This is a genomic window from Virgibacillus sp. AGTR (assembly GCF_016919725.2).
Classification (GTDB): Bacteria; Bacillota; Bacilli; order Bacillales; family Amphibacillaceae; genus Virgibacillus; species Virgibacillus salarius.
Window position 1 is genome coordinate 1 of sequence record NZ_JAJERH010000071.1, and the last position, 21,691, is coordinate 21,691.

Annotated in this window: 17 protein-coding genes; 8 read left to right on the forward strand and 9 right to left on the reverse strand. The window is 38.2% G+C overall.

The window, feature by feature from the left end; translation table 11 throughout:
* Nucleotides 1-11 precede the first annotated feature (11 nt).
* From JUJ52_RS18735 to kynU, 5 genes are all read right to left on the reverse strand, one after another.
* Nucleotides 12-1,355, reverse strand: coding sequence for a CoA-disulfide reductase (locus tag JUJ52_RS18735; RefSeq protein ID WP_026682897.1), 1,344 nt, complete (start codon nucleotides 1,353-1,355; stop codon nucleotides 12-14).
* 55 nt (nucleotides 1,356-1,410) lie between these two features.
* The gene (locus JUJ52_RS18740; RefSeq protein ID WP_026682898.1) at nucleotides 1,411-2,754 is read right to left on the reverse strand and encodes a sodium-dependent transporter; all 1,344 of its coding nucleotides are present in this window, start codon (nucleotides 2,752-2,754) and stop codon (nucleotides 1,411-1,413) included.
* A 343-nt stretch (nucleotides 2,755-3,097) separates the two neighbouring features.
* Nucleotides 3,098-3,946, reverse strand: a complete 849-nt coding sequence (kynA, locus tag JUJ52_RS18745) for a tryptophan 2,3-dioxygenase (protein WP_121604712.1) — start codon at nucleotides 3,944-3,946, stop codon at nucleotides 3,098-3,100.
* Nucleotides 3,936-4,589 carry an arylformamidase gene (gene kynB, locus JUJ52_RS18750; RefSeq protein WP_026682899.1) on the reverse strand — a complete coding sequence of 218 codons (654 nt, stop codon included), beginning with the start codon at nucleotides 4,587-4,589 and terminating at the stop codon, nucleotides 3,936-3,938. The genes kynA and kynB overlap by 11 nt, the downstream gene beginning before the upstream one ends.
* Complete coding sequence (gene kynU / locus JUJ52_RS18755; protein ID WP_026682900.1) at nucleotides 4,589-5,860, reverse strand: kynureninase; 1,272 nt, start codon at nucleotides 5,858-5,860, stop codon at nucleotides 4,589-4,591. Before kynU ends, kynB begins: the two co-directional genes overlap by 1 nt.
* A gap of 285 nt (nucleotides 5,861-6,145) precedes the next feature.
* Between kynU and JUJ52_RS18760 the strand changes: the two genes are divergently transcribed.
* The 7 genes from JUJ52_RS18760 (at nucleotide 6,146) to JUJ52_RS18790 (ending at nucleotide 14,646) form a co-directional block, all read left to right on the forward strand.
* Nucleotides 6,146-7,729 carry a Na+/H+ antiporter NhaC family protein gene (locus tag JUJ52_RS18760; protein ID WP_205389659.1) on the forward strand — a complete coding sequence of 528 codons (1,584 nt, stop codon included), beginning with the start codon at nucleotides 6,146-6,148 and terminating at the stop codon, nucleotides 7,727-7,729.
* Between the two features lie 115 nt (nucleotides 7,730-7,844).
* Nucleotides 7,845-9,014 (forward strand): aminotransferase class I/II-fold pyridoxal phosphate-dependent enzyme, encoded by a 1,170-nt coding sequence (locus tag JUJ52_RS18765; RefSeq protein ID WP_121604714.1) that lies wholly within the window; start codon nucleotides 7,845-7,847, stop codon nucleotides 9,012-9,014.
* Between the two features lie 4 nt (nucleotides 9,015-9,018).
* Nucleotides 9,019-10,680, forward strand: a complete 1,662-nt coding sequence (locus JUJ52_RS18770; RefSeq protein WP_026682903.1) for a thiamine pyrophosphate-binding protein — start codon at nucleotides 9,019-9,021, stop codon at nucleotides 10,678-10,680.
* 34 nt (nucleotides 10,681-10,714) lie between these two features.
* The gene (locus JUJ52_RS18775) at nucleotides 10,715-12,208 is read left to right on the forward strand and encodes an aldehyde dehydrogenase family protein (protein WP_026682904.1); all 1,494 of its coding nucleotides are present in this window, start codon (nucleotides 10,715-10,717) and stop codon (nucleotides 12,206-12,208) included.
* 98 nt (nucleotides 12,209-12,306) lie between these two features.
* A complete protein-coding gene (locus JUJ52_RS18780) occupies nucleotides 12,307-13,479 on the forward strand; it encodes a saccharopine dehydrogenase family protein (protein WP_026682905.1) in 1,173 nt (390 codons plus the stop codon).
* A gap of 68 nt (nucleotides 13,480-13,547) precedes the next feature.
* Nucleotides 13,548-14,315, forward strand: coding sequence for an IclR family transcriptional regulator (locus JUJ52_RS18785; protein WP_121604715.1), 768 nt, complete (start codon nucleotides 13,548-13,550; stop codon nucleotides 14,313-14,315).
* Nucleotides 14,316-14,331: 16 nt separating this feature from the next.
* Complete coding sequence (locus JUJ52_RS18790) at nucleotides 14,332-14,646, forward strand: DUF3870 domain-containing protein (RefSeq protein WP_121604716.1); 315 nt, start codon at nucleotides 14,332-14,334, stop codon at nucleotides 14,644-14,646.
* 233 nt (nucleotides 14,647-14,879) lie between these two features.
* Here JUJ52_RS18790 and JUJ52_RS18795 read toward each other — a convergent pair whose 3' ends face one another.
* From JUJ52_RS18795 to mreBH, 4 genes are all read right to left on the reverse strand, one after another.
* Complete coding sequence (locus tag JUJ52_RS18795) at nucleotides 14,880-16,328, reverse strand: NAD-dependent succinate-semialdehyde dehydrogenase (protein ID WP_121604717.1); 1,449 nt, start codon at nucleotides 16,326-16,328, stop codon at nucleotides 14,880-14,882.
* A gap of 143 nt (nucleotides 16,329-16,471) precedes the next feature.
* Nucleotides 16,472-17,677 carry an acyl-CoA dehydrogenase family protein gene (locus JUJ52_RS18800; RefSeq protein ID WP_026682908.1) on the reverse strand — a complete coding sequence of 402 codons (1,206 nt, stop codon included), beginning with the start codon at nucleotides 17,675-17,677 and terminating at the stop codon, nucleotides 16,472-16,474.
* 13 nt (nucleotides 17,678-17,690) lie between these two features.
* Nucleotides 17,691-18,851 (reverse strand): CaiB/BaiF CoA transferase family protein, encoded by a 1,161-nt coding sequence (locus JUJ52_RS18805; protein WP_026682909.1) that lies wholly within the window; start codon nucleotides 18,849-18,851, stop codon nucleotides 17,691-17,693.
* Nucleotides 18,852-19,268: 417 nt separating this feature from the next.
* Nucleotides 19,269-20,276, reverse strand: coding sequence for a rod-share determining protein MreBH (mreBH, locus tag JUJ52_RS18810; protein ID WP_026682910.1), 1,008 nt, complete (start codon nucleotides 20,274-20,276; stop codon nucleotides 19,269-19,271).
* 446 nt (nucleotides 20,277-20,722) lie between these two features.
* On the opposite strand from mreBH, the gene JUJ52_RS18815 reads away from it, so the two are divergent.
* Nucleotides 20,723-21,646 (forward strand): CAP domain-containing protein, encoded by a 924-nt coding sequence (locus tag JUJ52_RS18815; RefSeq protein WP_026682911.1) that lies wholly within the window; start codon nucleotides 20,723-20,725, stop codon nucleotides 21,644-21,646.
* Nucleotides 21,647-21,691: the final 45 nt, after the last annotated feature.

Sequence of the window (21,691 nt, forward strand, 5' to 3'; positions counted from 1 at the left end):
TTTGGATATAATTATTGTTCAAGTTTAGAACTGGCTTTATATCCAAGAATATTTATTGGATCCTTTGGACTAGAATAAGGTGGTGCATAACCAAGCTCTAAATCAGATAGATCAAAGACGGTTAGCTTTCCTTTGATTGCAGTGGCAAGAACTGCTAGACGCTTATCTACACCTGCATGACCAACGACCTGTCCACCTAGAATGGTTCCATGCTGTTTATCAAATAAAACCTTTATCCAAAGCTTATCTGCTCCAGGGTAATAGCTTGCATTTGATAACGATTGAAGTGTAGCTACATCGTATGATTTTCCATAGGCTTCTAAGCTGTCACTATTATGACCAGTTGATCCAATTGTTAAATCGAATAATTTTAAAATATTGGTGCCATATGTTCCATTATACGTAATAGGTTTTCCATTTAGATGATTAGCAATGACAAAAGCTTGACGATGGGCAGGTCCTGCTAAGGCAATATTTCTCCCATGACCAGTAATTGGATCCTTTGTTTCTACTACATCTCCTAATGCATAAATACTTGGATCACTAGTTTGCATAAAAGTGTTGACTAAGATTGCGCCTGTTTTGCCAATTTCAAGGGATGCATCTACTGCAAGCTTGGTATTTGGACGAATTCCAACAGCCATGATGGTGAGATCCGCTTGAATAGTTCCTCCACTGTTTACATGTAATAGCTTTCCATCATTTGAGAAATGATGAAGGCCATCATTTAATCGTACTTCTATATTCTTTTTCGTTAGGTATTCTTGCACAATCCTAGCCATATCTGCATCAATAACATTCATTACTTGTTCAGAGCGATCAATAAGTTTGCAGGTTATTCCTTTGGCATGTAAATTTTCAATCATTTCTAAACCTACAAAGCCACCACCAATAACAGCTGCGGACTTAGGCTGATTTGTTTCGATATAAGCATGAATTGCATCCATATCAGGTATCGTATGCAAGCTAAATGTCCGTTCCCTATTCATTCCCTTAATAGAAGGCATCACTGCAGATGCTCCAGGTGACAAAATTAACGTGTTATAGGTTTCTTGATGATTGCCTGTCTTTGAGCAATAGGTAATTTCTTTATTGGAACGGTCAATGGCTGTTACCTCTGTAAACGTACGGACCTCTACCTGAAATTTCTCACTAAATTTTTCTTTGGAATATAGAATAGCATCCCTATTTTCTATAGTACCTCCGATGTAATAGGGCATTCCGCAATTGGAAAAGGATACATGGCCACCCTTCTCCAATAAAATAATCTCATCTTCTTTGTTTGCTCTACGGATTTGCGCTGCTACGGTTGCCCCACCACCAACGCCGCCAACAATAAGGATTTTTTTGGCCAACTTGATCACCTCACTTTTTAACGTTCACATTCATTTGCATTACTAGTACTTTACCCTAAATAACCCCAATTGAACCTAAAAAAACAATAATGATTGTCACTGGGACAAGCCAGCGCATTAATTGGAACCATACATGGTATATCCCATCTGATAGATTATTTGCTGAAGTAAATTCCTGTTTTATAAGGCTTTTATCCATTCTAAATCCGATAAACAGAGCAATAAATAAACAGCCACCAGGCAGCATGATATTACTCACTAGAAAATCGGAGGCGTCAAAAATAGTTAGACCGAAAATCTTAAAATCAGCAAGGCTACTAGAGGATAATGCAGCTGGTATGCCTGCAATAAATACAAGCATACCGGAAACGATGGCTGTTTTTTTACGAGAACGTTGTTTTTTCTCACTGAATGCAGATGTTATGATTTCCAGCATGCTAAAGGAAGATGTTAAGACTGCAAATAAAAATAATAGTAAGAATAAACTTAAAAACAACTCTCCAAATGGCATTTGAGCAAATGCCTCTGGAAGCACAATAAAAAGTAACCCTGGACCTTCAGCAGGTTCCAAGCCAAATGCGAATACCACTGGGAAAATAGCAAGACCAGCTAGTAAGGATACAAAAATATTCATAATAGAAACAGAGCCTGCTGACATTGGCAAGCTAACATCTTTATTTAGATAAGAACTATATGTGACCATAACGGAGATCCCTACGGCGAGTGAAAAGAAGGATTGGCCAAGTGCATATAAAACATTTTCTGCATTAAGCTTAGAAAAGTCTGGTTGAAGGAAAAAACGTAATCCTTCTATTGCTCCTTCAAAAGTTACGGATCGAATAACGAGTACAATGAAGAAAATAAATAATAATGGCATTAAGATTTTACTTGTTTTTTCAATTCCGTCCTTAATTCCAAACGAAATAACGATGATATTAATTAAAATAAATAATAAATGGCCGATGATCGTAATGAGTGGATTACCGGTTATCGTTGCGAATAATTCCCCATAATTAGCCGAATCACTTATAATCATGCCGGGTATAGAGATTGCACTATAGATTAATACCCACCCACCAACGACACTATAAAAGGACAGAAGTAAGAATGCTCCTATAACTCCCCAATGTCCAATAAATGACCAGCCAGATTTTGGTGCAAGCTTTTGGTAGGCAGATACTGCCTCTTTCTGAGTACCTCTTCCAATAATAAATTCAGCAATTAAAATAGGAAGACCAATGATGATTGTAAATGCGATGAACAACAGGAAAAATGCTCCGCCACCATTCATTCCTGTCATATACGGGAATTTCCAAATTGCTCCTAGGCCAATTGCAGCTCCTGCTGAAGATAGGATAAATCCTAGCTTTGTTGACCATTGATCTTTTTTCTTTTCCATAAAATTTGTCTTCCTCTCTTCTTTTATTCGTTAGCTCAGATGTAATGTAGAAGACTTACTGAATAGTTCAGTCATAAATAGGGGTGTCTCAAAGGATAGCTTTGTTTCCAGACACCTGTAAAGCCCTCTTTTCGTGAACAACGTTTCGTCTTTTTGTGAGTACATACTCTCACTCCGGTGATTTACACGAAAGTTCCTCCTACTTGAGTCTCAAATCTAGCAGTTGCTATATCGCAAAGCCCTTTCTTAAACATCCCCTTTAGAATTATGTTTCACTTTATTTACATTATCCGCAAATGTCAAGCAAAATTTTTTTACAAGGTGAAGAAGATGGTGTTCCAATTTAGAGCTTTGTTCGGATTTCCCAAAGCTCAGGAAAGAAATAGTGATCTAGTACGTTTTTTAGATAGCCAACTCCAGAAGATCCACCTGTACCTATTTTATGTCCAATTATTCTTTCTACTGTTTTCATGTGTCTAAAGCGCCATTGTTGAAACCAATCCTCGATATCAACAAGCTTTTCTGCAAGTTGATACAAATCCCAATGGGAATCGACATTTTTATATACAGTCATCCAAGCCTGTTCCACAGAGTCATCCTTCTCATATGTTTTCGAAAAGTCTCGCTGGAGAATGTCTGGATTTATAGAAAACCCATTTTTTGCCAATGCTTGAATTGCCACGTCATAGAGTCCTGGAGCATGATAAGCATCCTGTAGTAATTGATGTACTTCTGGGTCCTTTTCATAGATTTTAAGGATAAAGGGTGTTTTATACCCTAGTACAAATTCAACAAGACGGTATTGATAGGATTGGAATCCAGAGGCATTACCGAGCTTATCTCTAAACTCCATATATTCTGCAGGGGTCAGTGTAGAAAGCACATCCCATGCTTGGATAATCTGCGATTGGATTTTGGAGACACGAGCTAGCATTTTAAAGGAAGCTTGAAGCTCTCCTTGTTGTATCGCACGGATTGCAGCCTGTGTTTCATGAATAATTAACTTTAGCCAAAGTTCACTAACATGGTGAATGATAATAAATAACATTTCATCATGATGATCAGAAAGTCGTTTTTGACTGGATAGTAATGTATCTAACTGCAGGTAGTCCCCATAGGTCATTTTTTCTTTAAAGTTGGTATGAATACCTTTTTCAGAACGAAATGTATCGTTTATATGTTTATTTGTCATGCTGTGCATCCTCCTTATTGATGGGACATAGGGCAGCTCGGACTGGACTTCCATCTGCACCATGAATATGTAATGGAAGCGCAATAAGCTCATATTCTCCCGGTTTAATTTGATCTAACATAATATTTTCAAGTATATGGATACCATGATCCTGTAAAGCATGGTGTGTTACAAGATCTTTACTATCTGGAGCATCTACGGAAGGCATGTCAACTCCCAGTAGGAAAACACCTAATCTTTGTAAGTACGGTGCAATATTAGGATCAAGGTTTGGTAACACATCTGGAAAGCGCTCGGGATTGTTTGGCAGCGAAGTGCGTAATAAGACGCGGTTAATCTCTGATGGCCAATGATACTGGGACAACACCTCCGCTGTTATGGTATTAGCTTGACTAACGTCAATAACTACTGATTTTCCAATATAAAGATTGATGTCTAGTTGCTCAATTGTTTTTCCATTTGAATCAAAATGGAATGGTGCATCAATATGTGTTCCAGTGTGAAGACTAGTTGTTATTTGGCCGATATTTACAGATTTTGTTTCTTGTTTTGATGCTGTAAGGGAATAGGAAAAGGGCTTATCCCCTGGCCAGTGAGCAATTTTATCAGTTAAAGGCTGTGAAATATCAATCCATTCTCCCACTATGCAATCACTCCTCGTTTGTTTTCAAAGTGCTTATAGCTCTGATTATCCATAATTGATTTTAAAATGTTTACCATTTTCCATACTTCCTCGAACGTATTATAAAGTGCTACCGGTGCTAGGCGAATGCCGTTTGGATTTCTGAAATCTGGGATGACTCGATTTGCCTTTAAGGCTTTACAAATGCGTGCAGCTTCTGGATGCTCCAAATATACATGGCCGCCCCTAATTGCTTGATCACGTGGATTAGCAATCGTAAAACCGTGATCAATCAGTTCCGTGTCTATTAAGTTCATTAAGTATTCAGTTAACAGAAGTGATTTCTTTCTAATTTTACCAATGCCAGCCTCTTCAAACATAGATAGTGAGCCTAATAATGGTGCAGCACTAAGTAGATGAGGTGTTCCAATCTGATAAGCACCAGCATCTGAAGCAGCAGTTAAGCTATGTTCCATATCGAATTGTTTTTCCTTATTGGAACTAAACCAACCTGCAAGTCCTGGATGGTTACCGAAGTGCTTTTGATGAACAAATAACCCTCCAACGCTACCTGGTCCACCATTTAAGTGTTTATATGTGCACCAAAATGCAAAGTCAACATCCCAATCATTCAGTTGATGAGGAATAGATCCGATAGAATGACAAAGATCAAAACCAATAATAATGCCACGTTTATGAGCTTCTTTTGTGATGGTTTTCATATCAAGGATTTGGCCACTACGATAGAGTACCCCTGGTAAAACAACCAATGCGATTTCATCTGTCATTGCTTCAATAATGTCGGAGGTTTCTAGGGTATGACCATTTCTACTCTTCACTTGAATGAGATGCTCCTCTGGATGGAGTCCTTTCAGCTGTAGCTGACTTTTTAGTGCATAGATGTCGGATGGGAAATTCAATTCATCCGCAAGTATCTTTGTCTTCTTACCGTTTGGTTGGAAAAAGCTTGCTGTTAGCTGATGAAGATTAGTGGTTGTTGACCCTGTAATAATAACCTCTTTCGGTTGAGCGCCTACAAGATGTGCGGACATTCTTCCTAATTTTTCTGATAAATAGAACCAAGGATGTTCACCTTCTGTCCAACCATCAATCCCATATTGCTTCCATGATTCCATAATGGTGTTGACAGCTTGTTCGGCACGTTTAGACAATAATCCAAGTGAATTTCCGTCGAAATATAAGCGCTCAGGTGATTGATAAAATTCATGTCTAAATTCGTTTAATTCGTCCTCTTTGTCTAATTCCTGTGCGTACGTAATGTCTGTATTCATGATCAAGCACCTCAATTCTTTGATTATTAGTTAAAAACACTATTCTATTCTAACAAATAATATTAGGGAATGTGTGAAAAGTCTGGTAATAACTTTACTTCCTTACTTGTTATAACGCAATTACTTCGTAAACGAAAAGTTTTTCTAGTATAAAAAAGGTATTTATTAAATAATATAGAATATTAAGAATATAAATATGGCAGTTAGTAGGGAGTGGTTCATGGTATAGGAAGCTATTATTCATCTTTGTCCTGAAAATTGAAGAAATAATAAGGGGGGAACATAATGGAATCAACAGTTTGGTCATTAGTACCACCAATTTTAGCAATTATTATGGTGTTATTAACAAAGCGAGTACTATTGTCACTAGGAGTAGGAATCGTGGCGGCAGCTCTTTTTATTGATAGTTTTGATGTTTTAGGATCTATTGTGTTGATATGGGAGGCATTTAAAGGCGTTTTTGTAGCCGAAGGAGCATGGAATACTTGGAATGTCTTTCTTCTATTATTTGTACTTATGCTTGGTATATTAACTGCTTTTGTTAGTATGATGGGCGGGACCGCAGCATTTGCAGAATGGATGATTAAACGGGTGAAAACTAGAGTAGGTGCTCAAGTCATGACAATGCTACTAGGTATTATTGTTTTTGTAGATGATTATTTTAATAGCCTTACAGTCGGTCAAGTAGCGAAGCCTGTTACAGATAAGCATCGTGTGTCTCGTGCCAAGCTAGCTTATATCGTAGATTCTACCTCTGCGCCAATTTGTGTCATTGCACCAGTTTCTAGCTGGGGAGCGTATATTATAGGGATTATTGGCACCGTATTTACAACACATGCCATTTCAGAATATAGTGCTTTTGGAGCTTTTATCCAAATTATTCCGATGAATTTTTATGTGTGGGCAGCATTGGGAGTGGCGCTAGTAATCGCTATTCGCCAAGTTGATTTTGGGCCAATGAAAAAACATGAGCAGCGAGCAATGAGTACTGGGGAGGTTTTGAATCCGGAAAATAAGGATAAGGTAGACGTGGCAGCGAAACTGCCAACAAGTGAATCAAGTCGAATTAGTGATTTGCTGATTCCAATTGCCGTATTATTCATCTCTACTATTGTTTCTATCTACGTGAATGGATTAGTAGCTATAGAGGGTGAAAAGACATTAATTAACATATTCGGAAATGCTGACGTATCTGTAGCCTTATTATATGGTGGAATCATCGGTTTAGTAATAACATTTGCGCTGTTTAGTCGTCATATTATTACGGGTAAGCTTTCAGGCAAGCACTTTATTACGGGAATCATAGGAGGAACTAAATCTATGCTTCCTGGTTTCGTCATTTTAATTTTCGCTTGGGCCATTGTAGACTTAATCGGTCAGTTAGGAACGGGTACTTATTTAGCAGGTATTGTAGAGGCCACTAATATTAGCTTAACATTTTTACCATTCATCATTTTTGTCATGGCAGGCTTTATAGCATTTTCTACAGGAACTTCATGGGGATCTTTTGGTATTCTATTGCCAATTGCTGGGGAAATTGCAGCCGCAACAGACGTGTCATTAATTCTTCCAATATTGGCAGCAGTGCTGTCTGGGGCAGTTTTTGGTGATCATTGTTCTCCTATTTCAGATACTACGATTCTGTCATCTACTGGGTCTAGCTGTCATCATATTGATCATGTTACTACCCAAATACCCTATGCACTTGTTGCAGCAATGATTGCAGGTTTAGGCTATTTAATCTTTGGTATGACAGAAAGTGTTTGGTTAGGTCTAGCTATAGTAATTGTTAGTATTACAGCTTTATTTGCTTTTACAAGAAGAAAAAATGCAACAGATAAAATCAATGAAGAGCCAATTGCAAAATAATTAGGTAATTTGTATGATTTATTTTCAGTATATTGTCAATTTTAAAAAGTTACTATATACTGTTGATATATAAATGAAATATCGTTTCAATATTTGAAACGGCAGGAGGGTAATAATGGCCTTTATTTCTGATAAAGTAGAAAGCTTACCACCCTATTTGTTTTCGGAATTTCAGAAAAAGAAAGAGCAGCTTCTCGCAAAGGGAGTAGATGTTATCGACTTAGGGATAGGTGCTCCTGATTTGCCAACTCCGGAATTTATTTGTAAGGTTCTAGCAGAAGAGGTGATGCATACAGAAAATCACCGCTATTCCACATACAGTGGATGTAGGGAGTTTAAGGAAGCGGTAGCTGAATTCTATTTAAAGCGGTATCGCGTTTCGCTGGATCCCGATTCAGAAGTGCTAGCGCTTATTGGCTCTAAAGAGGGTATAGCTAATTTGATACAAGCGGTCATCAATCCCGGAGACAAAGTAATCGTACCTGATCCAGGGTATCCTGTTTATCGTAATGGAGTTCATTTAGCTGGAGGAGAGAGTGTTTCATTACTTCTAGATAAAGAGAATAATTATATTCCCATGTATTCCAGTCTTACTAAAAAAGATGCGCTAGAAGCAAAGCTAATGTTTCTTAATTACCCTAGCAACCCAACTGCTACGGTAGCTGATATAAGCACTTATTTGGAAGCGATTACATTTTGTCATGATCATCAAATTGTTTTAGCTAATGATGCAGCATATGATCTTGTGACATTTGGAGACCATCGAGCCCCAAGTGTTTTACAAGTACCTGATGCCAAGGATTATGCTGTTGAGCTAGGATCATTATCCAAAAGTTTTAATATGACTGGCTGGCGGATTGGCTATGTCGTAGGTAATAGGAAGATCATAAAGGCCCTGTCTACATTAAAGAGTAATATTGATACATGCCAGTTTATTCCGATACAGAAGGCAGCAGCAGCAGCTTTAAGAGGTGACTTCTCGACAGTACAAGAAAATAATATGATTTACAAACACCGTATGGAGAAACTGTACAATGCATTAAGGGAAGTAGGTATATCTGCTGCAAAACCAAAGGGAACTATATTTATCTGGGCTGAAGTACCAGATGGATACACATCGCTTGAATTTGCGAATCAATTATTGGACGAAGTAGGTCTTATTGTTACACCTGGGACAGCTTTTGGAACACAGGGCGAAGGGTTTATTCGAATTACACTTTCTGTAAGTTCGAAACGATTGGATGAAGTGATCAGCCGCTTAAAGCAGCTTAATTGGAAAGGGTGACAATATGCAAGTTACGAATACAACAGAGACAGCAGCAAAAGCCATTATTACCTGTTTAAAAAGAGAAGGTATAGAACGTGTGTTTTGCGTGCCAGGAGAAAGTTATCTGCCTGTACTAGACGCATTACATGACGAAACATCTATTCAAGTAATCTCGGCAAGACATGAAGGCGGAGCTGCTTTTATGGCGGAGGGCTATGCAAAATCAGCGCTGAAGCCTGGTATTGTTCTTGCAACAAGAGGAGTAGGTGCGGCAAACCTTTCCATTGGTGTACATACAGCTTATCAGGATTCCACACCAATGGTTGTGTTTCTTGGGCAGGTGCATAGTAAATTTAGAGGTAAAGAGGGCTTTCAAGAAGTAGATTTAGATCAATACTTTCAATCTATTGCTAAATGGGCGGTTGAATTAAAGGATGCAGAGCGGACTCCAGAGATTGTGCAGCGCGCTTTTCGAATTGCCACGTCAGGACGACCAGGGCCTGTTATCATTTCGTTGCCAGAGGATGTTCTAAAACAGGAAGCACGGATGAAGTATGGACCAGTGATTCATAGACCAACTCCTGCACCATCGATGACAGAAGTGAAAAAAGTCGAGAGCCTTTTGGATAGTGCCAAGCGTCCGGTAATTATTGCTGGAGGTGGAGTGAAAAGTGCAGGCGCTGAACAGCAATTAAAGCAGTTTGCAGAAACATATCATTTACCTGTAGTTACTGCCTTTCGACGTCATGATGTATTCCCGAACAACCATTTGTTATATGCCGGTCATTTAGGACTTGGCACAGCAAAAGAAATATTGGAGACAGTTTGTGCAGCAGATGTTGTCTTGGCAATGGGAACGAGACTTTCTGAAGTAACGACCCAGGATTATTCGCTTTTGTCACCTGATCAAACACTGATCCACATTGATATTGATTATAACAGTATTGGAAAAAGCTTTACACCAGTTCTTGGCATCGTAGCTGATATGAAAGAGGCGCTTTATCAACTTGAAAAAATTACTGTTAAGCAATCGTGGACAACGTGGGCATTTGAACGAAATGCAGCCTTTATCAGGGCAAGTCGCTTAGAAGTAGAAACAGAAGACCCTATTAATTCTCATATTATCGATTATTTAATCAAAACGTTACCGGAGAATGCCTTAATTACAAATGATGCCGGTAACTTTGCTGGCTGGGTCCATAGCTACTATCCTTTTAAGTATCCCCATACGTATGTAGGTCCTACCTCTGGAGCAATGGGTTATGGGATGCCAGGGGCTATCGGGGCTAAGCTCGCTCTTCCAGATCGGTTAGTTGTTTCATTTTCTGGAGATGGCGGTTTTATGATGACGTGCCAAGAGCTGGAAACAGCTGTAAGATATGATATTCCTATCATATGTCTCGTTTTTAATAATAAGATGTATGGTACGATCCGGATGCATCAGGAAATGCATTACCCCACGAAGGTGATGGCAACAGATTTAGGGGATGTTTCCTTTAAAGACTTAGCAATTAGCTTAGGAGCAGTGGGGTACTGTGTGTCATCATCTCAGGAATTTAAGGTTGCTTTTGCAGAGGCTTGTCAGCTTAAAAGGCCTGTGTTGATTGAGATCTTAACGGATAAGGAGCAGATTTCTGTTTCATCAACAATATCACAAATACGTGATCGAGCTATGGAACAGTAATATAAATTGGAAAAATTAAAGGAGGTTTTTTCAGATGACAGCAACGTTGCAAACAAAGAAACTATCAAATTTTATTAATGGCGAGTGGGTGACGGTAGATTCATCGACAGCTGTTATTAATCCAGCGAATGGGGAAGAAATCGTTCAAGTACCTTTATCTGGAAAGGAAAGTGTTGATGTCGCTGTAGCAGCGGCTAAGCAAGCACAGAAAGAATGGGCATTGGTTCCTGCACCGCAGCGAGCAGAGGTGTTGTATCAAGTTGGGAACATAATGAAAGAACGAAAAGAGAGGCTATCTCAATTATTAACCATGGAAAATGGAAAAGTAATTGAAGAGGCTCGGGGAGAAGTTCAAGAAGGAATTGATATGGCCTTTTATATGGCTGGTGAAGGGCGTAGATTATTTGGGCAAACAACTCCAGCTGAATTAAAGGATAAATTTGCAATGAGTCAGCGTTGTCCTGTTGGTGTTGTTGGTATTATTACTCCGTGGAACTTTCCAATAGCTATTGCCACATGGAAGTCGTTCCCTGCAATTGTTGCTGGAAATGCAGTAATTTGGAAACCAGCTACGGAGACACCAATCATGGCATATGAGTTAGCAAAGATATTTGAAGAAGCAGGTCTGCCAAAGGGAGTAATCAACGTTGTATTTGGTGGAGGTTCTATCGTTGGCGATGCCATGGTTCACCATGACGATATTCGAATTATTTCTTTTACAGGATCAAATGAGACTGGTAGAAACATTGCAGCAGAATGTGGAAAGCAATTAAAGAAAGTATCTTTGGAGATGGGTGGCAAGAACGCAGTTATTGTAATGGATGATGCAGACATTGATCTTGCAGTCGAAGGGATTCTTTGGAGTGCATTCGGTACAAGTGGTCAGCGCTGTACTGCCTGTAGTAGAGTAATTGTTCATGAGCGTGTAAAAGAAACGCTTGAAGAAAGATTATTAGTAGAGATGGAGAAATTGACGATTGGAGATGGGCTAGATCAATCGGTAAAAGTTGGACCTATTATTAATAAATCAGGTTTGAATAAGATTAAGCAATATGTAGAAATTGGAAAAGAAGAGGGAGCGAAACTATTGGCTGGAGGCTTTGTATGGCAGAATGGAGTAAGTCAAGGTGGACATTATTTTGCACCAACTCTATTTACGGATGCCAAGCCTTCGATGCGGATTGCCCAGGAAGAAATATTTGGCCCAGTTGTCTCTCTAATTCCTGTAAAAAGCTTTGAGGAAGCGATTGAAGTGAATAATGGGGTTAGCTATGGTTTATCAAGCTCTATATTTACGAAAGATGTGAATCAAGTATTCCAAGCCCAACGTGATTTAGATACTGGAATTGTCTATGTTAATGCAGGTACTACTGGAGCAGAGATTCATTTACCATTTGGTGGTACAAAGGGAACCGGCAATGGTCACCGCGATTCAGGTGTGCAAGCATTGGACGTATTTACGGAGTGGAAAGCAGTTTATGTAGATTATAGTGGAAAACTGCAACGTGCTCAAATCGATGTCGATTAGTAAATAAAAGTAAATCTTCATCGGGTAGGGTATTACTACCCGTTAACCAGCGACAGACTGGAATACTTCATGAATATGATGTAGAAGGAGTGGATGGAATGAAGATAGGGGTATTAGGATCAGGATTAATGGGTAAAGAAGCTGCACGTGATTTGGTTACAAGTGAAGGAGTTACTGCTGTAGGATTAGCAGATATTGATTTAGCACGCGCACAAGATATATGTGAGCAGTTACAATCCTCGAAATTGACTGCATATCAGGTCAACGCAGCTGATAAACAGGAATTAGCTAATTATATGCGCCGATTTGACGTGATTATTAATGCATTATTTTATTCGTTTAATGAAGTAGTTGCGCAAACTGCAATTGAGGTCGGAGTAAATGCTGTTGATTTAGGTGGACATATTGGCCATATGACAGATAAAGTCTTAGCTTTGAAAGAGGAAGCCAAAGCTGCTGGAGTTACTTTAATTCCAGATCTAGGGGTAGCCCCTGGAATGATTAATATTCTTTCTGGATACGGTAACAGTAAATTAGATAAGCTAGAATCTATAAAACTCTATGTTGGTGGGATTCCAGTTAAACCAGAAGCACCGCTTGAATATAATCATGTATTTTCGATGGAAGGTGTATTTGATCATTATACAGATCCATCCTTGATTATACGAGACGGAGTGAAGCAGGAGATTCCATCTTTGTCTGAAGTAGAGCGAGTCTATTTTGAAAAATTTGGACCGCTTGAAGCATTTCACACTTCAGGTGGTACTTCAACTCTCTCTATATCTTATCCTCATTTGCAGACACTAGAATATAAGACGATTCGCTACCCAGGTCATGCGGAGAAGTTTAAGCTTTTAGTAGATTTAAACTTAACACGTACGGACTATCAAGTGGATATTAATGGTCAACAAGTAAGTCCAAGAGATGTTTTCTTAAAGGTTCTTGACCCAATTGTCGAGCTAGGAGAAAAAGATGATGCGGTTTTATTACGTGTTGTTGTCTCTGGTCAAAAGGACGGACAATCTACGACGTATTCGTATGAAATGACGACATATAAAGATAGAAAAACCCAAGTAACTGCTATGGCTAGAGCAACAGCTAACACTATTTCGGTTGTAGCACAAATGATTGCCAACCAAACAATTACAAAGAAAGGTGTCTATCCGCCAGAGCAAATTGTTCCAGGTGATCCATACATGAAGGAAATGGCAAAACGTGGGGTAAACATTATGGAAAAAGAAAACGTAGTAAAGACACATGTTAAGATATAGATAGATTTTTCATCCCTCTGCAATGAAGCGGAGGGATTTAACTTTAAATCTCAGCAAGGAGTCTATCGATGAATCAAAGCGTAATGAAAGCATTAAAAATTGTAGAGTTATTTAGAGAAGGTGCTCAAGAATTATCCTTAAAAGAGATCTCCAATCAAGCGAAAATGCCAAAACCTACTGCTTATCGATTACTAACCACGTTAGAACAAAATGGTTATCTAAACAAAACGAAGGAAACGGAGCATGATGTGAAATACCAATTAGGGTTGAAATTTTTGGAGCTAGGAAATTTAGTTTCTGATAGACTTGAAGTAAGGGGGATAGCTTTACCTTATATGGAGAAATTAGCAAAGGAAATTAATGAAGTTATCCACCTTGTCATCGTGAATCAAAATGAGGCTACTTATATTGAAAAGGTAGAAAGCTCAAGAGCACTTCGTCTTAATACTAGAATTGGTAGGAGTGTACCATTATATATTGGGTCTGGACCAAAATTGCTTCTGGCCTTTTTGACAAGTGAGCGGCAGGAGGCTATTATCAATCAATCGGAGCTTATATCTACACATCATCCGATTAATAAAGAGCAGTTAAAGGAAGAAGTAAAGCAAATTCAAAAAAATGGTTATGCATATAGCATTGGAGAGCAGGATGAGGATACGACAGGAATATCCTATCCGATCTATAATTTTCAACAAAAGGTTGTTGCTGCATTAGCAGTAAGTGGTCTTTCCAGCCATTTCGAAGGAATTAATTTGGAGTTAATAAAACAAGAAACAGCTAAAACTGCAGCTGAAATTTCACAAAAGCTGGGCTATCAATCAGCTGATCAAGATTAGAGGAGGGATTTGTAACTTGAATACAGTATTCATTGCAGGGCATGCTCGTTTGCCTTCAGGAATGGCAGCCCAAAGCATTTATCAGACCTTAACAATTACAGCTGAAATTGATAAAAAATACGGTGTTATTGTGGCAGCGGGCTGTACATTAGCTACGGATCATGGAAAAGATTTTGTCCAGCAATTATTAAGAGGTCATAGTCTACAAGATGGTATCGAAAAACCAGTTGAACTTATTAAGAAACATTACTTAGGAAAAGCAGGTAATGCATTATCATCGGCTTTGAAGGATTTGTATAAACAATATCAAAGCTGTTATGAACAAACATAAATGAACATGTACAAGGGTATTAGATTTCGGCAAAAATTGGGAACTTGAAAGAATACGAGTTTTGTATGAACGACAATTGGGAACGGTGGTCTGATAGGGGAATGCTCACCTCAACAAAGGAAATGAATATGATTGTTATGGAAAAATGGTGTTCCTTTATAAAATGCATATCTAGTATGTAGGAAAAGAAGCTGTCTTTTGAGACAGCCCCCTTTTAGCAATAAATCTAGTTATTATTGATCAATACCAATAGATATATATTTTTTCTCTACGAATTCATCCATACCATGATGGCCACCTTCTTTTCCGATACCTGATTGCTTTATACCACCAAATGGAGCCTCGGGCGTTGCAGGGAAGACGTCATTAACACCGACAATACCATAATCAAGCTTTTCTGAAACGCGGATAGCTCGATTGGTATTTTCCGTAAATATATATGCTGCTAGCCCGTAATCCGTATTGTTTGCCTTTTGAGTGACATCCACTTCATCTGTGAATGTTTGGATAGGTATAACTGGTCCAAAGGTTTCTTCGTGCATAATTTTCATGTCTTCTGTAACATTAGATAAAATCGTTGGTTGATAATAATGACCTGGTAAATCACCTTCCCACAGCTTTCCTCCGTGAGCTACAACAGCTCCTTTATCCATTGCATCCTCTACATGAGATTGTACCTTTTCACAGGCTTGCTTATTTATTAATGGCCCAATCTCTGTATCTTTTTCTATTCCTAAACCTATCTTTAGATTTTTTACTTTTTCTTTTAAAAGCTGTGCAAATTTATCCGCGATAGAGGAATGAACATATAAGCGGTTTGTGCATATACATGTTTGCCCATTATTTCTAAATTTACTTCCTAAAACGAGTGACGTTGCTTTTTCAATATCAGCATCTGCAAAGACAATACTTGGAGCATGACCACCTAGCTCAAGCGATAATTTCTTTAAGTGTTCGGCACTTTCTCTCATTAAATATTTCCCAACAGCAGTTGATCCAGTAAAAGTAATTAGACGCACATTTTTATTGGTGAGTAATCGTTTTCCAATTGCCCGTGCATCACCAGTTACTAGATTTACTACACCTTTAGGCAATCCAGCACGTTCAAATAGCTTGATAATTTCTATTGCGGATAAAGGTGTCTCTGGGGCTGGTTTTAATACTACTGTACAGCCAGCGGCTAATGCAGGAGCTAATTTACGGGTAATCATCGATGAAGGGAAGTTCCATGGTGTTATTGCTCCTACAACGCCTACCGCTTGAGGAATGACAACAAGTCGCTTGGATTTTATGGAAGAAGGGATCCACTCGCCGTAATTCCTGCTCGCTTCCTCTGCATACCAAAGCAGAAAACCAGCAGCACCTTTTACTTCTCCAATTGCTTCTTTTAAAGGCTTCCCTTGCTCCAATGTTAGTATTTTACCGAGACGTTCTGCATCATCAAGCATGAGTTGAGAAGCTCTATATAAATAACGTGACCTTTCTCTTCCGGTTTTGTTGCTCCATACAGGAAATGCTTCTGAAGCAGCTTGAATAGCCCGATCCGTTTCTTTCCCTCCAGCAAAAGCAACATGAGTTATAGGTTCTAAGGTAGCTGGATTATAAATTGTATCAGTTGTATCTTCATGAATATCTTCCCACACTCCATTAATAAATACGCTCCTTGTAAATGCATCAAACATGATAAAGCCTCCTTTTAAAAAAGATCAAACACCCGGTAGCAAACCAGGTGCATCACTACTATTACTTTATTCTCCAAGTAATTCCTATTAGAACCTTAATGAAGCGATTATCTAAAAATCTCACCATCTCTTGCTGTTTTTAGTCAGTTAATCAATTCATTTTGCTCCCATGCAGGTAGCATGTTGTTTAATGTTTTATCTTTACGATAGCCAAGCACATATTCAGCCTGCATAATCGTGTGAATTTCACGTGTCCCTTCATAGATGACAGGTGCCTTAGAATTACGTAAGTAGCGTTCTACTGGATATTCATCAGAAAACCCATAGGCACCATGAATTTGGACAGCATCATCTGCAGCCTTATTAGCGAAATCACAGGCCTGCCATTTTGCTAATGAGGTTTCCCTTGTATTGCGTTTTCCTGCGTTTTTTAATTCTCCAGCACGATAAACAAGCAATTTACTCATTTGCAAACCCGCTTCCATATTTGCAATCATTTGTTGAACTAATTGATGTTTACCAATTTCTTTACCAAAAGTTGCTCGTTCATGACAATATTTAATACTTGCCTCTAGACAAGCCATGATTTGGCCCACTGCTCCAGCTGCAACTGTAAATCTACCATTGTCCAGTGCAGACATAGCGATTTTGAAGCCTTCTCCTTCTTCGCCAAGTAAATTTTCCTTTGGTACTTTAATATGATCGAAGAATATTTCACCGGTGTTTCCAGAACGAATGCCTAATTTACCTTTAATTGCTTTAGAAGAAAAACCTTCCCATTCCCTTTCAATAATGAAAGCCGAGATTCCTTTATGCTTTTCAGATCGTTCTTTTGTATAGGCGAAAACGATAAAGTTATCGGCAGTATCGCATAACGAAATCCATGTTTTTTGACCATTAAGAATATAATAGTCACCTTGCTTTGTTGCAGTTGTCTCTAATGCTGCAACATCTGATCCAGCGCCAGGCTCCGTTAAACCAAAAGCACCGATCTTTTTTCCCTGTGCTTGAGGTACTAAGTACTTCTGTTTTTGTTCTTCATTCCCCCACTGTAATAAAGTCATACTATTTAAACCAGTATGAACGGATACGGCAGTACGAAATGCAGTATCTCCACGTTCAAGCTCTTCGCAAACAATAGCAAGGGCGTTATAATCCATACCGCTTCCTCCATATTCCTCTGGAATACATACACCCATTAAACCTAAATTTGCGAGCTTTTGTATGATCGTAGGGTCAAATTTTCCTTCCCTATCCCATTGAGAAATATAAGGCATTATTTCTTTATCCGTGAACGTTCTTACGGTGTCTCTTAACATATTTTGTTCCTCCGTGAAATTGAAATTCATTTAAACAACTCCCTTATATTTTTTTATTTGATACACCTAATTGCTTGAAAATTACACTATTATGTTCTCCGGCATCAGGTGGATGGTGCCTATAAGTAACTGGCGTACGTGATAATTTTAATGGACTTCCTATCATATTAATTGTTCCTGCGGTAGGGTGGGGAAGATTAATAAACATTTCACGGGCAAGTAACTGTTTATCGTTTGCTACCTCAGCAATGTTTTGAATAGGACCACATGGTATTTTCTGTTGTTTGCATTTTTCTAACCAGTCGTTAGTAGGATAATGCAACAATACATTTTGGAGCAGAGGAATTAACTCTTCTCGATGCTCCACTCGATTAGGATTAGTCAGAAACCGTGGATCTGTTTTTAATTCAGGCTTATTAATAACGTCGCAGAGTGCCTGGAATTGTCTATCATTCCCTACTGCAATTACCATCTCACCATCTTTTGTTTTGAAGGTCTGATACGGTACAATGTTTGCATGGTTATTTCCCAATGGAGTTGGTATCTTACCTGACATTAAATAATTGCTACCTATATTAACAAGTGCACTGACCGCAGTATCGTATAAAGCTATATCTAATTTTTGCCCTTTTCCAGACTGGCTTCTTTCCAGCAGTGCACCTTGAATACCTATGCATGCATATAATCCTGTCAGAATATCCGTTATTGCTACACCTAGCTTTTGTGGTCCAGTATCTTCATCTCCAGTAATGCTCATTAAACCACTCATAGCTTGAATAATAAAATCGTATCCAGGCATGGCCTGATAAGGTCCAGTTTCACCAAAACCAGTAATAGAGCAGTAGATGAGACCGGGATTTATTTCCGAAAGCGTTTCGTAGTCTAATTCGAATCGTTCCATCGTTCCAGTCCGAAAATTATTGATGACGACATCGCTCTCTCTAATCAGTTCTTTAATTTGTTTTATTCCTTCTTTAGACTTTAAATCGATCGTAATACTCTTTTTATTACGATTCGTACAAAGATAATACGCGCTTACTCCTTCTTGAAAGGGCGGTCCCCATTTCCGAGTTTCATCACTTCCACCTGGTGCTTCTACTTTAATAACCTCTGCACCAAGATCACCAAGAACCATTGTGCAATAAGGTCCTGCTAGTACTCTTGATAAATCAAGTATACGAATATGCTCTAAAGCACCTGCCATGTTTTCACTCCTTTTTGTAGAATTAAAAAGCCAATTCAAACTAAATTACAGTGCACTGTAATTTGAGTTGAACTGGCTTTTACCTGTTGATACGGCTCTGGTATGGAGCTGTGAACAGGTTAGGCAGCTTATTGATAGGTAAATAGATGAACGAAAATCAATAATGCATATGCAGTTAATTCTTATTATTCAGTATACTATTATCTATTTGGTTTGTAAACGTTTTCTTTATGGGTTTATGAATATGGAGAATGAGTGGTATTTGTGCAAAATTAGGATGTGTATAAAGAAAGCTTGTAAAGAAACAAAGGGGTCTCTTTACAAGCAGATTAAGAAGAAGTCTAGTATTTATTTTATAAGTAGTCTAAACCTCGTTGCTCAACTATTTTATCCATAGGAGTTTTAGAAGTTCTTTTATTATTTGGTTGCTTTTTGTAATTTATTAATCATTTTTAGGGCTCTGCCTGTTCCAATAGCAACGGATTCAAGTGGATTTGGTGCCAGATGTACTGGAACGATAATTTCTGTAGAAAGCCATTCCTGCATGCCATTTAATAGCGCGCCACCACCAGTTAAAACAATCCCGTGATCTACTATATCTCCACTTAGCTCTGGTGGGCAATTTTCAAGTGTTGAACGAATTGTTTCTAATACTTGCTCTAAAGACTCTTTCAATGCAATATGAATTTCCTTTGATGTAATGGTAACTGTTTTAGGTAGTCCTGTTACCATATCTCGTCCTCGAATTTCCATTGTTTCTTCCTTATGATTCGGATGAGCATAGCCAATTTCCATTTTAATATTTTCTGCTGTCCGCTCTCCAATTAAAATATTATAGTTTTTACGGATATGATGAATAATTTCTTCATCCATTTTGTCTCCACCGATACGAACGGAATTACAGGAAACAACTCCACCGAAAGATATGATACCAACCTCTGAAGTTCCACCACCAATATCAACAATAACATTTGCAATGGGCTCATCAACTGGTAGGTCTGCACCAATTGCAGCAGCGATTGGTTCTTCGATTAGATGTACGTGTTTTGCACCATAGCTTGTTACAGCGTTATGAATAGCACGGCGTTCTACTGTTGTACTTCCAGAAGGAGTACAAACAACTACAACTGGTTTACGCATGGACATTCCGATTTTTTTGCTCACTTTTTTCAAGAATTCTTTAAGCATTTGAGCAGTTACATCATAATCTGCGATTACACCATCTTTTAACGGGCGAATAGGTATAATGTTTTGCGGTGTTTTCCCTACCATTTCTTTTGCTTCCGCTCCAACCGCAACTACTTGTTTTGTATTTACATCAATAGCAACAACAGAAGGTTCATTTAATACAATACCTTTAGATTTCGAATATATGAGTATATTAGCAGTACCAAGGTCGATTCCAATCTCAGCAGTAGATAACATAATTTAGATCCTCCAATGATGACAATTTTATCTTTTATAATAGTTCTCTTATTGATTATAGTTTTAGGGGGTAGATATACAAGTGTTACTTTTTGGAAAAATAATTAAGAGATGAAAAGACTATTATACTACAATGTAAAGAAGATTTGCCCCTATTTTACGTGACATTTCTATTACAAATTGTTAGAAGCTGTAATATAACATCTGGATTTGCAACCATGTCAACACTAATTTTATTGTAATTTTTTCCTATATATTGTTATTTTTCCTGTGTACGCTTTTCGCTAAAAAAATGAATCCCTATAAATAATAGGTTTAGAGAATTGCTAATACCATGTTCGCATGTGAGTCAATCGATTGGCAAGCTCTTCCATAAATATTACAAAAAATCCATGCTATGATGATTTTGCACGAAACAAAACAACGATAAGGAGCGTGTCACATCAATGATTAAAAAGATAGGCATAGTTACTGCATTATCTACTGCATTACTATTTGGAGGGGCTTTTTCATCTTCTGCTGATGCTTCTGCAAAAGACTTTTCGCAGAATCATATATACAAAATCTTCTATTCTATTAATGGGGATTGGAAGAGTATTTCTGAGGATAATTTAAATGATTTACTAGCTAAATATATGAATAAATTCCAATTAAACTGGAATGAAATCAATTGGGATAAAATTCATGTCGAAAAGCAAGATAAATCAAACGCAGAAAAACCAGCAAAAAATGAAAAACCTGCCAAAGAAGATCAAGCAGATCAAAACGACAAACCGGCTAAAGAACAAGAAAAATCAGAAGAACCTAAGCAACCAGCTAAAGAACAAGAGAAACCTGAAGAGCCAAAACAACCAGAACAATCAGAGGAAACACCAGATAAAGAACAGCCTGCCGAGGAGCAGCAACCTGAAAAACAACCAGAGCAAAATAATAATCAACAACAAACAGAAGAACAACCTAGTCAAAATGAAGAGCAAGCACAATCTCAAGAATTAAGTCAGTTTGAGCAAGAAGTAGTTGATTTGACAAACCAAGAAAGAGCTAAGCAAGGTCTACCAGCTCTTAAAGTGGATACAGAGCTAAGTAAAGTTGCGCGTGAAAAATCAAAAGATATGGCAACAAATGGCTACTTTTCACACAATAGTCCAAATTATGGTTCTCCATTTGATATGATGAAGCAGTTTGGTATTAGCTATAAAACAGCAGGTGAAAATATTGCTAAAGGGCAAAGAACTCCTCAAGAAGTAGTGAATGCTTGGATGAACAGTGAAGGTCACCGTGCAAATATTATGAATGCTAATTTCACTCACATTGGAGTGGGGTATGTTGAGCAAGGCAATCACTGGACTCAACAATTTATTGGAAAATAAGTAGTTTAGGAGATTGACTGAGGTCAATCTCTTTTTTTATAAGTT